Origin of the sequence: Chishuiella changwenlii (assembly GCF_900142565.1) — a bacterium.
Taxonomy (GTDB): domain Bacteria; phylum Bacteroidota; class Bacteroidia; order Flavobacteriales; family Weeksellaceae; genus Empedobacter; species Empedobacter changwenlii.
The window spans coordinates 1-12741 of the sequence record NZ_FRBH01000019.1; the positions used below are offsets into that span (position 1 = coordinate 1).

Here is a 12741-nt window from a genome sequence, read left to right on the forward strand (position 1 = left end):
TAAGAATTAAGAATTAAGAATTAAGAATTAAGAATTAAGAATTAAGAATTAAGAATTAAGAATTAAGAATTAAGAATTAAGAATTAAGAATTAAGTTATTCCTTAAAAACTTAAAAACTTAAAAACTTAAAAACTTAAAAACTTAAAAACATAAAAACATAAAAAAGGCTGTTCATATTGAACAGCCTTTTTGCTTTTTATAAAAATAGGATTATTTTTTTACTTTATAAACCTTGTTTTGCATATACCAAGCTCCGATAGATAACAATAACATTCCGACAGCTGTTGCTGGAACCCAGAATGGAATTGGAATTGGATCACCTGCAGCATAAGAATGTAAACCAGATAAGTAGTAATTAACACCAAAATAGGTCATAATTACTGTCCAAACTGCCCATAATGCTGCAACGTTAAATGCAAATTTACCTCTAAGTCCAGGAACTAAACGCATGTGTAATACAACTGCATAAACAATTACAGATACAAATGCCCATGTTTCTTTTGGATCCCAAGACCAGTAACGTCCCCAAGATTCATTTGCCCACATTCCTCCTAAAAATGTACCAACAGTTAATAAATAAATACCAATTGTTAAAGACATTTCTGCAACGTATGTCATTTCTTTTAAAGAGATTTCAATCTTCTTGTTTGGCTTAATCATCATAATAATTAATGAGAAGAAAGCTAAAACAGCACTTAATCCAAAGAAACCGTAAGACGATACAATAATTGCAACGTGTACAATTAACCAATAAGATTTAAGTACTGGTACTAATGGCGTAATCTGAGGATCTAACATAGAACTTCCGTGTGCAAATCCCATCATAATTACAGCTACCATTGCTCCTGTAGTAGGAATAAATGCATTTCTGTTTTTATATAATAACAATCCTGCTAATACACTCACCCACGAAATAAATACAATAGCTTCATATCCGTTAGACCAAGGTGCGTGTCCAGTTAAATACCAGCGAACTCCAAGTCCTGCCGCTTGAATTAGGAAAATAATAAATATTAATCCCAAACAAACATTAATAATACGATGTAGAGCTTTGCTTTCTGAGAATAATTGGATAAAAGATAAAACTAATAATAGTCCACCAATTGTACAGTAAGCAATCATCACATAAAAGAACACATTGAATTTATTATACAATACTTCAATTTCCACTTTAGTAGGAGAAGGAACAACATTTTTCCCCCATTTGTGTTGGTATTTATCAATATAATCTACTGCGTTATCTGCTGGTGTCCAATCACCATTTTCTAATCCTTTAGAAACCATATTAAAATAAACACTCACCATTCCAAGTGCTAAAGTATCAATTTCAACAGGATTATCTTTTGTTTGATAAATCCAAGAAGTCCAACGTTCTGATGGATCATTCTGAACAGGAATTATTTTTAATTGATATCCTTTTGCTGTTTGATCTAAAATATTAAAACGCTCAGTTACCGCAATAACTTCTTGGTCGAACTTAGAACGTTCTGAAGGCTTTTTAGAAAACGCTTCATTGTATGCTTTGTCTAATTTAAAACGAGTTGTCTTAGGATCAATCAAGTTCATTAAAGATGTATAACCATCTTCATTTGCACTTGTCATTTTCTTTAATTTATCTCCTCCTTTATCTCCAATTGTAATGATTGGAGCATTTACCCAATATGCAGGATCTAATTGTAAAGAGATAAACCATTTATCAGCAGAAAGTCCATGAAATTTATCTTTCTTATAAATTTTTCTAAGTATTTCTACAGACTGTGTGTTTACAGGTTTTATACGACCTTCGATATCTTGAATAAGAAGATGTCCAAATTTTTCTGCATGTTCATCTGGAATTTTTACATTTTTAGCTAACTCATCACCATCAGCCATTTTTGTAGAAAAACTTCCGATATGCTCAGCCGAATGAACTTTATCCTTATCGTTGTTCGTTTGTATTTTCTGATGTCCAGATTTATCTCCAGCAGTAGTGCTCGGGTTTTGAGCAAATGCTAAACCAGAGATTAAAAACAATGGAAGTAAAATATTTGTTTTCTTTGTATGTAAACCTTTTAATAAAGAGTTTAATTGTAAGAAACGAGTTCCTTTCCAGAATAATGAAACAAACATACCAACAAATAACATAAAGTATCCTAGATAGGTAACATTTGTTCCCCACCAGTCTTGATTAACAGAAAGAATTGTTCCGTCTTCTGTAGGAAAGTAACTAGATTGAAAGAATCTATAGCCTTTATAATCCATTACATTATTCATATAAATATGTTGTTTTGTTTCTTTTCCTTCGTCAATAACTGTAATATTAGATTCAAAAGAAGATGGGTTCGATGAACCAGGATAACGGTCTAAAACGAAATCATCTAAACGAATACTAAAAGGGACTTTAATATTTTTAGATCCATAACCTAAAGAAATGTTCATTCCATCTATTGTTACATCTGTACTATAATTTGTTTGTCCTTTTCCTCCAACAATTGTTACAGTATCTCTTTTATCTCCAACAATAATTTCTGCTCTAATAGCACCAGGAAGATTTTTTTCTTCAGTTTTAAATTTAGAACCTTGTCTATATAAAACTTCACCTTTAAATGCTGGTTTTGGAACTACGAATTGAGCTCCATTAATTGTATATAATGAACGAAGTTTTAATGGAGTAGCAACATTAAATTCAACTTTACCAGCACCTTCCTGAAAAGTTTTCATATCTGTAATTTGTCCAACTTGCTGTCCAGCCATTTGTACATATTCTCCTTCGAAAGGTGATTTTATAACTAAATTTTCTCCTTCTCCAGTAATTTGTACAGCACCATCTTGTGGTCTGTTATAAGCAACTAAAGTACCATTAACACTTTTTATTTCTCCATTGCGAATAAAAACAGAGTTACGACCATTTTGACCAACAGTTACCAATTCCAATACGTTAATTCCGTCTGGTTTTCTAACAATTGTATCTAATGCATGTGGAATAAAGTCAAATGTTTTTAACTTAATTACTTTGTTTTTGAATTGATATTCACCTTCAAAATGTCTGCGAAATAAAGCACTTGTACTATCTTTTCTATCAAAATACGTCATGTTGTATTGGTGATTATCGTAAGCTAAACGTTGCGTACCATCATCAACAATCATTTTAAAATAGGATTTGTAAGAAGTAATTTCATTACTCGTTCCGCCTTCTGGTATAGGCATTTCGCCTTCAAAGCTTATATAACGTGTAATTCCTCCACCTATAAAAATAAACAAAAACGCTAAGTGAAAAACTAATAAAGGAAGTTTCTCTTTTGACCATAATCTGTATCGTTTAATGTTCATTAAGAACAAAACAATTAACCAAATCATTAAAACCTCAAACCACTTTGCTTCATAAATTACAGCTTTTGCAGTCGCTGTATCATAATCATTCTCAATGAAAGTGGCGTACCCCATGGCGATTGCGTAGATAAAAAGCAAAACGGACATGGTTCTGGTAGAAAATAAATATTTTTCTAATTTACTCATTACTTTTAATTGAGCTACAAAAATAGGTGAGTTTATCAGATAAACGGTTATTTCTTAAATGATTTTATTCCAAGTTTGGAGTTAATGAAATGTTAAAGAAAATAGACGTTATTCGGTTTAATTTATTGACAGTCAATTTTAATTTAAAAAAGCGATATGTTTTAGTAATAAGTCAATCAATAAAATTTATAAATTTTTAAAAATTTCGAAGCTATCTTTATGATCACTCCAAAATTCATCAAGATTAATCATTTTAGATTTTAAGAAAGAAATAATATTTGGCCAGTCAGCTTCTCTAAAGATGCTTATATTTTCTAAACTTGTTTTTATAGTAGAAATTTCTTTTCCATCTTCATCCTGATCGTTTTTAGTCCACACCCATTCTTCTCCCAAATAGCTATGTAAAACATTTTCATATTCCTCAAACTGTTCATAGATCATTTCACGAACAGAAGCGTCTGGATGAGAAATTTCTATAGAAACTTCTGCATATTTTCTTTCAACATCAGTTCTAAAAAATATACCTTTTATGTCTGTTTTATAATTTACCCAATTAATAGATAAACCTTCTGTGTTCATTTGCAATTTCATGTACGATCCGTAAGAAATCCAAAATTCCTTTTTTATACGATAAGCTTCTTCTTTCGAAAACAAAATAATTATTTTTTTACAAAAATCGAGTTTAATTCTCGAACTACAAAATTCTGACAAAATTGCTCAGATTTGTTCTTTTAGATTAAATTTGGAGAACAATTAATAAACAATCAAAATGAAATTATTTTCAATCTTAAGTATAATTACAATTTTATCTTTTTCTAATGTTAAAGCTCAAAAAGTTGAACAATTAAAATATGAGCAATTACAAGAAAAAATAACTTCTTTTAAACAGCAAGTTGTTGTGGTTAATTTTTGGGCGACTTGGTGTGCACCATGTATAGAAGAAATTCCAGCTTTTATGGAAGTTAATGAGCAATATAAAAACAACCCAAATTTTAAAATGTTATTGGTATCTCTTGATAAACCTAAAGTGATGGAGAGCGTAAAGAAATTTATAAAAGAAAAGAATATAAATGCAGAGGTTGTTCTTTTAGATGATTGGAAAAGAATGAACGAATGGTTACCAGCTTTTGATGCGTCTTGGTCGAGTAATATTCCTGTAACTTTTATCTATAATAATGGACAAAAAGTTGCTTTTCACGATCAACCAATGACAAAATTTGAACTTGAAGATTACATTAACGAGTATTTAAAATAAAAATTTCATCTGTAAAAACATTTGACTTTTTGTAACAATTTTAAAGAATAGTAGACTTATTTTACTAAAGAAAACAGTATTTATATTCATCATTATTTATGATATCAATTCGAGATTTAAATAAATCCTATAAAATGGGAAAAAACAAATTACATGTATTAAAAGGGATTAACCTCGAAATACAAGAAGGAGAGTTTGTTGCTATTATGGGATCTTCTGGTTCTGGAAAATCTACGTTATTGAATATTATAGGAATGTTAGATGAGCATGATACTGGTGTATACGAATTAGATAAAGTTAAAATTGAGAAATTAAACGAAACTAAAGCGGCAAATTACCGTAATAAGTTTTTAGGATTTATTTTTCAGTCTTATAATCTAATTGGTTTCAAAAATGTATTAGAGAATGTTGCTTTGCCTTTGTATTATCAGAAAGTAAAGCGATCGAATCGAAATAAAATTGCATTAAGTTACTTAGAAAGAGTAGGGCTTGCGCCATGGGCGACACATATGCCGAACGAACTTTCTGGTGGACAAAAACAACGTGTAGCAATTGCACGAGCGTTAGCAGCCAAACCAAAGTTATTATTAGCCGATGAGCCAACAGGAGCTTTGGATACAAAAACTTCTCAAGAAGTAATGCACCTTATTCAAGAAATTAATGATGAAGGGAAAACAATTGTAATGGTTACACACGAAGACGATATCGCTAATATGTGTAAACGAATTGTACGATTAAAAGATGGAGTTATTGTGAGTGATGATAAAGTTCAACAAGTAAGAGTTTAATATATGTTTGATTCGGATCGTTGGAGGGAAATATGGTCATCTATTACAAGTAATAAGTTAAGAACAGCTTTGTCTGGATTAACTATTGCCTTGGCTCTTTTTGTTTTTATTACCTTATATGGATTAGGGAATGGATTACAAAACGGATTTCAACAAGAGTTTTTTCAAGCCAATTCATTAAATATTAGTGTAAGTGGTGGAACAACAGATATGCCTTATCAAGGTTACAAACAAGGAAGAACAATTGAGTTAGATGTTAAAGATGTTCATTTTGTAAAAGAATCATTTACAAGAGATATAAAATATATCGTAAGTACAATTGCAAAAACAGATACAGTAAAAAATGAATCTAATTCGGGTAGTTATTCCATTACAGGAGTTTATCCAGAATATGAACATGTCATAAATGAGAAAGTAACTCTAGGGCGTTTTATCAATGAAAAAGATATGGATAATCAAGCCAAATCTATTGTTATAGGACGTTTAGTTGCACAGGACTTTTATCCTAATCAAGTAGCTATAGGAAAGTATTTGCAAGTTGGGAAAAGTATGTATCAAGTTATAGGTATTTTCGAGAGTAAAGATGGAGGTGATAATGCAGAAAGAGCTATATATGCACCATTTTCAACTTTCAAAACAATTTATGCAACAGATAAGGTTTCATCAATAATCGTTGTGCCAAAAGATGGTCTTAGTTTAGATAATATAGAAAACTTATCTAATTCTATCGAGCAAAACTTAAGAAAAAGACACAACGTAGCCCCAACAGATTATGGTGGTCTATGGGTGAGAAATGCAGCTGAATCTATGAAAGATACCAATCAATTTTTTGTCATTCTTACCGTAATCGTTTTTGTTATTGGAGGAGGAAGTTTAATTGCAGGAATTGTAAGTATAGGAAATATAATGGTGTTTAGTGTAAAAGAACGTACCAAAGAAATCGGAATTAGAAAAGCGCTAGGAGCAACACCGTTTCATGTACTTGGTCTTATTTTACAAGAAGCAATTTTAATTACTTTAATTTTTGGAGCTTTAGGAATAGGGTTAGCAGCACTGTTAGTAGAAAATTTAGGAGATAGTTTATCAGAATATTTTATATATAATCCAGGAGTAGAAACTAATTCTTTAATAACTGCCTGTATTATTTTATTTATGTCAGGAACAATTTCGGGCTTAATACCAGCACTTAATGCTGCGAGAATAAAACCAATAGATGCTTTAAGAGACGAATAATGAACTTTATAAAATTTGTATTTGATCCAGATGCTTGGAGCGAGGTCTACGCGGCAATTCGCAAAAACAAGCTGCGCACCATTCTAACAATGATTGGTGTGGCATGGGGAATGTTCTTATTTGTTCTTTTATTGGGTGTTACAAGAGGTTTGCAAAATGGTTTTGATAGAAATTTGGCAGATGCAGCAACCAATTCTTTATTTGTTTGGGGAGGAACAACTTCTATGCCTTATGAGGGATTTCAGAAAGGAAGAAAAATTGAATTAAAAATGAGCGATGTACGAAAAATACAAGCGCATTTTCCTCAAATTTCTCTTTTGGCTCCTCGAAATTCAAAACCAAGTTCTGTTATTGCATACGGATCAAAATATAATTTTTACACTGTAAACGGAGATTATCCAGATCAGAATAGAATGTTTGGGAAAGATATCATACAAGGTCGTTTTATAAACGAAGATGATATCAAAAACGAAACAAAAATCTGTGTACTCGGGATAGAAGTTGCGGAACAATTTTTTGGTAAAAATCCATCACCATTAGGAAAGCAAATAAGAATATCAGACAGTTATTACACTATTGTTGGGGTTTATGATACGCCGTCTTCTCCTGTAGAAACAAAAGATCAAATTTATATTCCGTTTACAACATTTCAAAAAGTGTATAACCAAGGAGAAACTATTCAGTATTTAAGTCTTAGTTTACCTAATAATTACGATATTATTTCTTTCGAAAAGCAATTAAAAGCTTATCTAAAGACGATAAAAAATATAGCACCAGATGACGATCAAGCCATAGGTGGATTTAATTTAGGTGAAATGCTTGGTAAGATTATGAAATTTGTAAAAGGATTACAGTTTCTAGCCATTGTAGTAGGAGGAATGACACTTTTTTCTGGTGTTATTGCCATAGCAAGTATTTTATTAATTACTGTTTCCGAACGTACAAAAGAATTCGGTATTAGAAGAGCATTGGGAGCAATTCCAGCACAAATCAGAGGACAAATATTATTAGAATCTGTTGTGTTAACGCTAATAGCAGGTTTATTCGGAATTATTATGGCAGCTTCTATTCTAATGCTTCTTAATGAAATAATAGTTCCAGCAAACGAAAATATACCATTATATAATGCCTCAATAGATTTAGTAACATTATTCACGGCCTTAGCTGTAATGATTGTTATGGCAACTTTAGCAGGATTAATACCAGCCCAAAGAGCCATTTTAATAAAACCAATTGATGCTTTAAGAGACGAATAGATTTAAATTAAGATAAAAAGGAATGAAAAAAATTATAAAAATTTTAATGATTGTTGTTTTTATAGCTGCTGTAATCGGGGTTATCATTTATTTTGGAAATAAAAATAGCCAAGCAAATGAGACCTACGAAACAACTTCTCCTTTTATGGGAAATATAGAAGTAAAAGCAGTTGCAACAGGAGAAGTAAAACCTCTTAAGACAATTGAAATTAAACCGAATATTTCTGGAGTAATTAAATCAATAAATGTTGCCGAAGGGCAATATGTAGAGAAAGGACAATTAATTTGTGAGATTAAAGTTGTACCAAATGTACAATCTTTAAATGCCGCTCGACAGTCAATTAATGCTGCAAAAATTATTGTAGACCAAGAACGCAGAAATTTTGGAAGAACAAGTACGTTGTATCAACAAGGAGTTTTGCCTCGTCAAGATTATGACAATGCAAATGCAACCTATCAAAGTGCTTTACAACAATTAAAAACAGCTGAATACGATTATAAAGTTGCGCAAACTGGTGTAGCTCCAGGTTTAGAAGCATACGCGACAACAAGAATTTTAGCAACAGCCTCTGGGATGATTTTAGACATTCCTGTTGAGGTAGGAAATATGGTGCAAGAGATTAATAATTTCTCTACAGGTACAACAATTACTACAATGGCGGATGTTAAGAAAATGATTTTCGAAGGAAAAGTAGACGAAGCCGAAGTTGGTAAATTAAAAGAAGGAATGAAAATTAATGTATCTATTGGTGCAATTCCAAACAAAACATTTACAGCTATTCTAGATTTTATTTCGCCACAAGGAGTTGCAAGTAATGGAGTAGTGCAGTTCGAGATAAAAGCACCAGTGCAATTAGATTCAGATAATTTTATTCGTGCAGGTTATTCTGCCAATGCAGAAGTTGTTACGCAAGAAGCTAAAAATGTATTGTTGGTAAAAACAGCTCATGTTCGATACGATGAAAATCAAAAACCTTATGTAGAAGTTCTAAAATCAGGAAAAGGTCAAGATGCTACATACGAAAAGAAATACATCACACTAGGAATTACAGACGGAGTTAATGTTCAAGTAAAAACAGGTTTAAAAAAATCTGATAAAATCAAAATTTGGAATAACGACTTAAAAAAGGATAAACCACAACAATAAACTTAATTAAGATTTTTACATTATAACAAAGACCTTATCTGTATAGATGAGGTCTTTTTTTATTTTTGATTAACACGCAACATGCTGTTGCTTTCTTCTCGAGTTCTTAACCTCAAAGTATTTTGTAAAGCCAACTTTTTTATGGAAGTTGCCATTACAAAATAATCATGTCATTTTATCCAAGCTTAGAAATTGGAAATTCGACATAAGAGATTAGTATTTCAAGCGTAGTTTGTCAAACTGAATTTATTTAAGCTTCAAATCGTGTTAAATTGTGACGAATAATTAAGCACATTAAAATCACCATTTCTCCTCTTCAACCTCTTTTTTTACAACCTCATTAATATCAATTTTTGTATCAGTAAAAGAAAAAATAGTCGTCCCATATTCTCTTGCATATTTGTTTGTAATAGAATCTGCAATAACAGATTTCTCAAAATAAGGAGAAGTCTCTTTCCATTCATTCTCTCTTTCACCAGCATTTTTAACACGAATTAAATTGTAGAATTTCGTGTCAAAATCAAACCAATTAATATAATCCGCATTAAAAGATACAGCGCGCAGTCCATTTTTCGAATAATAATTAATAGCACCAGCCTGCCCATAATTATCGCATAATATCAAAGTGTTCTTTTTATTTGGGAGGTTGATGTAAATACTATCAACTTTTCGTGCAAGTTCTTTCCAACCCAACATATCTGCAAAGTCCTGTGGTAATTGATGTTCTTTTCCATCTTCCCAAGTTAGCATCCCTAACTCTCGATACTTATCAGAATTATTCACGATATATTCTGGACTTTTGTTAGGGAATGAGATATCATAAACTGGAATAAACGAAATAAACACCCAGATAATAATAATTGGTTTTATTATTTTCCCAGCTTTACCTCTTAAAAACTCTGCTAAGTAAACAGAACCAAAAGCAAAATAGATAGGATAAAGACCAATTGCATAATAACTTTTAGCTTTTAGTAATAAGAAAATACCAATCGTAATGAAGAATGACCAAAAGAAAAAATGATACTTTTTAAATTCATGGTATTTTAATACGGCAATTAATCCAAAAAGAATAACAATAAAAGTTCCTGGGAAATATAAAAGTTGAGAACGAATAAACTCCCAACGATTTACATTTACCAATTGAGTATCCGATAACTCTTTCATATGGCGAAACACAGGAAAATTATTATTGTATTGCCAAATTATGTTTGGTAAAACGATAACAAAAGCTAATACTATTGCATAATAAAGATGTTTATTGAAAAATATTTTTCTCTCTTTGGTAAATAATAAAGCAGGAATAATTCCTAAAATAAGGAAGATGATATTGTATTTGTTTAAAAAGCCGAATGCAAAAGTTACAGCAATTAAATAAATCCATTTTGGTTGATTATTGTTTAAGTATTTTATGATAAAATAAAAAAGTAATGTCCAGCTAAGAACATCTAATGAATTTGGTTGATATAAGATGTTTAATCTAAATAAAACAGAAAACATAACACAACTTGCACCTAATATAAGAGCAAAAAGATTTCCTTTTAATTCTTCTATTGTTTTCCAGACAACAAAAATTGTTAATGCTCCGAAAAGGGCAGGAAAGAATTTAATCCAAAAAATAGAATTTCCTAATAGTTGAATAATATACGATAACCAAGATGTAGCAGGAGGAACAGATAAATACCCAAAAGCTAAATGATTTGCCTGATCTAAATGCAAGAACTCATCTCTTTGCAATTCATATTCGGGACCAATCAATGAATATTGAATAACGAATTTAAGAATGATAAAAGCGATTAGTATAATGTTGTTTCTCATATTGTGTCTTTATTATTATAAAGACGATTACAATTGATATTTAGTTACACTATTTATCAAGAAAATTTAATATTATTTTTTAAGTAACTCTAAAGCTTTAATAATTTTTTTATCATTTTTTAGATTCTCTAAATCATCTCCATTAATAATTTTAAAATCTGGTTGAATGTTATTCTTGTATATTTTTTGATTTCTATCAATAACATAATCTGTCGATAAATTTAGCCCAGCATATTCATTTATTTTAAAGCCTTGTACAGCTGTAGTGTAATCTGCAGTTGGTTCACCAACTAAATAAGTATTTTTACGACCAATCATAGAAATTGTTGTCATTTCTCCAGCACTTGCAGTATATGGACTTATTAAAATAACAACAGGAATATTTTCCTTTATAGGATAATTTAAATTGCTAGTTCTTGTTAATTCAATGCCATCAATTTGCATCTTACCAGCTTTAATTTGCCATTCGCCCGTTAATTCATCTTTAGAGTTTTTAAAACCACCAAATACAAGATCAGTTCCAATAAATTCTTTCAAACCTAATAATATTGGATACATATTTCCTCCTGTGTTTAATCTTAAATCTATAATCCATCCCTCTATTTTACTCGAATTAATGCTATTAAGATGAGATACGATGTCATTTGAAATACTATCTACTTTTTTAAAAGCAAAATCAGAGTTACCTGGAATTCTGATGTAGCCTATTTTCTTATCAAGAACTTTACTAATAACCTTCTTTTCGGTTTTTATTTTTTGTTTCAAATAAAAGTTGGTTGTAGAAGAATTTTTTTTCCAACCGTAATTTTCACCTTTATAAGTTAAGCTGCCATGATGATCATTTAAAAGTTTAAAAACCTCTCCGTAAAAAGGAGGGGTTTCATTTAATGAATTTAAATTTTTAGACTTATTATATAATTCATGTTTTATTAAATCTAAATTCTCAGTGTGAATTGAATTTTCCTTAATTAAATCGATAGACTTATCTATAAATAGTTTGATGCTATCATTTTTAAAAGCTTGAGAAAATAAAGGAGTAGAAAAGAGTAGAATAAAACCAATAAAGAAATATTTATTCATAATGAGTTTTGTCTTAGTTTTTCAAATTGTTTAATGATATACTAAATTAACTTAAAGTTTCTATAGTAAACAAATTTTTAGAAGCTGGTTTTAAGATTAAGTCTTGTCTTGCTAATCCTAATTAAGTATCATTTCAGCTTCGCATCTAGTTTAATATTAAAAACACTTCATTTTCCTCTTTAATTCCTCCACAATCCACCTATCTCCCATCTTAAATCTCGCATCTCACATCTATTTTCAAAAAAGTTTAAAAAATATTTTACGGTTATTCAGTTAGTTAGGCGAAAAATGTAAATTAATTGTAAAGTTGATTTGGAAAAACGGAAAAAGCAGTTGTATATTTGCACTCCCAATACGAAAGAAGAGTAGTATTGTAGGAATTGAAATAGTAAAGGAGTAATATTAGTTTTAACGGGCTTTTTTTTTGATGGTTGAGGTTGTAATGACTGAGATTGATAAAAGAAAAAAAAGTTTTAAAATATTTTAAAAAATATTTTGTGGTTTAAAAATATTAATTACCTTTGCAACCGCTTACAGAAACAGAGAAACAAAGTGAGTGATGAAACGAGAAGTTCATTTGAAATTTAAAATATAGACAGAAGAAATAAAGCCGATACGAAATTAGTCAATCCTTGAATAATGGAGCTATAGGAAATTCGAAGTTGTAAAAA

The 12741-nt window shown here is 30.3% G+C and carries 9 protein-coding genes; 5 read left to right on the forward strand and 4 right to left on the reverse strand.

Annotation, left to right across the window (positions count from 1 at the left end; genetic code table 11):
- Positions 1 to 211: 211 nt before the first annotated feature.
- Both BUA86_RS15720 and BUA86_RS15725 read right to left on the reverse strand, forming a co-directional pair.
- Entirely contained in the window at positions 212 to 3496 is a 3285-nt protein-coding gene (locus tag BUA86_RS15720) for a cytochrome c biogenesis protein (RefSeq protein ID WP_072934111.1), read from the reverse strand.
- 186 nt (positions 3497 to 3682) lie between these two features.
- Positions 3683 to 4150 carry a DUF4268 domain-containing protein gene (locus BUA86_RS15725; protein WP_083580409.1) on the reverse strand — a complete coding sequence of 156 codons (468 nt, stop codon included), beginning with the start codon at positions 4148 to 4150 and terminating at the stop codon, positions 3683 to 3685.
- Positions 4151 to 4265: 115 nt separating this feature from the next.
- Between BUA86_RS15725 and BUA86_RS15730 the strand changes: the two genes are divergently transcribed.
- The 5 genes from BUA86_RS15730 to BUA86_RS15750 all read left to right on the forward strand — a co-directional run bounded on the left by BUA86_RS15730 (position 4266) and on the right by BUA86_RS15750 (position 9175).
- Positions 4266 to 4751: a TlpA family protein disulfide reductase gene (locus BUA86_RS15730; protein ID WP_072934113.1), complete on the forward strand. Its 486-nt coding sequence runs from the start codon at positions 4266 to 4268 to the stop codon at positions 4749 to 4751.
- Positions 4752 to 4849: 98 nt separating this feature from the next.
- Positions 4850 to 5539 carry an ABC transporter ATP-binding protein gene (locus BUA86_RS15735; RefSeq protein ID WP_072934114.1) on the forward strand — a complete coding sequence of 230 codons (690 nt, stop codon included), beginning with the start codon at positions 4850 to 4852 and terminating at the stop codon, positions 5537 to 5539.
- 3 nt (positions 5540 to 5542) lie between these two features.
- Complete coding sequence (locus tag BUA86_RS15740; protein WP_072934115.1) at positions 5543 to 6772, forward strand: ABC transporter permease; 1230 nt, start codon at positions 5543 to 5545, stop codon at positions 6770 to 6772.
- A complete protein-coding gene (locus BUA86_RS15745) occupies positions 6772 to 8028 on the forward strand; it encodes an ABC transporter permease (protein WP_072934116.1) in 1257 nt (418 codons plus the stop codon). The genes BUA86_RS15740 and BUA86_RS15745 overlap by 1 nt, the downstream gene beginning before the upstream one ends.
- A gap of 22 nt (positions 8029 to 8050) precedes the next feature.
- Complete coding sequence (locus BUA86_RS15750) at positions 8051 to 9175, forward strand: efflux RND transporter periplasmic adaptor subunit (RefSeq protein ID WP_072934117.1); 1125 nt, start codon at positions 8051 to 8053, stop codon at positions 9173 to 9175.
- A 300-nt stretch (positions 9176 to 9475) separates the two neighbouring features.
- Here BUA86_RS15750 and BUA86_RS15755 read toward each other — a convergent pair whose 3' ends face one another.
- Positions 9476 to 10990, reverse strand: coding sequence for a glycosyltransferase family 39 protein (locus tag BUA86_RS15755; protein WP_072934118.1), 1515 nt, complete (start codon positions 10988 to 10990; stop codon positions 9476 to 9478).
- A 72-nt stretch (positions 10991 to 11062) separates the two neighbouring features.
- Entirely contained in the window at positions 11063 to 12070 is a 1008-nt protein-coding gene (locus BUA86_RS15760; protein ID WP_072934119.1) for a S41 family peptidase, read from the reverse strand.
- Positions 12071 to 12741 lie beyond the last annotated feature (671 nt).

What these genes read in the sequence shown, in the direction of transcription:
- BUA86_RS15730 (WP_072934113.1), top strand. Translation starts at nt 4,266, where the DNA reads ATGAAATTATTTTCAATCTTAAGTATAATTACAATTTTATCTTTTTCT.
- BUA86_RS15745 (WP_072934116.1), top strand. Translation starts at nt 6,772, where the DNA reads ATGAACTTTATAAAATTTGTATTTGATCCAGATGCTTGGAGCGAGGTC.
- BUA86_RS15735 (WP_072934114.1), top strand. Translation starts at nt 4,850, where the DNA reads ATGATATCAATTCGAGATTTAAATAAATCCTATAAAATGGGAAAAAAC.
- BUA86_RS15760 (WP_072934119.1), bottom strand. Translation starts at nt 12,070, where the DNA reads ATGAATAAATATTTCTTTATTGGTTTTATTCTACTCTTTTCTACTCCT.
- BUA86_RS15750 (WP_072934117.1), top strand. Translation starts at nt 8,051, where the DNA reads ATGAAAAAAATTATAAAAATTTTAATGATTGTTGTTTTTATAGCTGCT.
- BUA86_RS15720 (WP_072934111.1), bottom strand. Translation starts at nt 3,496, where the DNA reads ATGAGTAAATTAGAAAAATATTTATTTTCTACCAGAACCATGTCCGTT.
- BUA86_RS15755 (WP_072934118.1), bottom strand. Translation starts at nt 10,990, where the DNA reads ATGAGAAACAACATTATACTAATCGCTTTTATCATTCTTAAATTCGTT.
- BUA86_RS15740 (WP_072934115.1), top strand. Translation starts at nt 5,543, where the DNA reads ATGTTTGATTCGGATCGTTGGAGGGAAATATGGTCATCTATTACAAGT.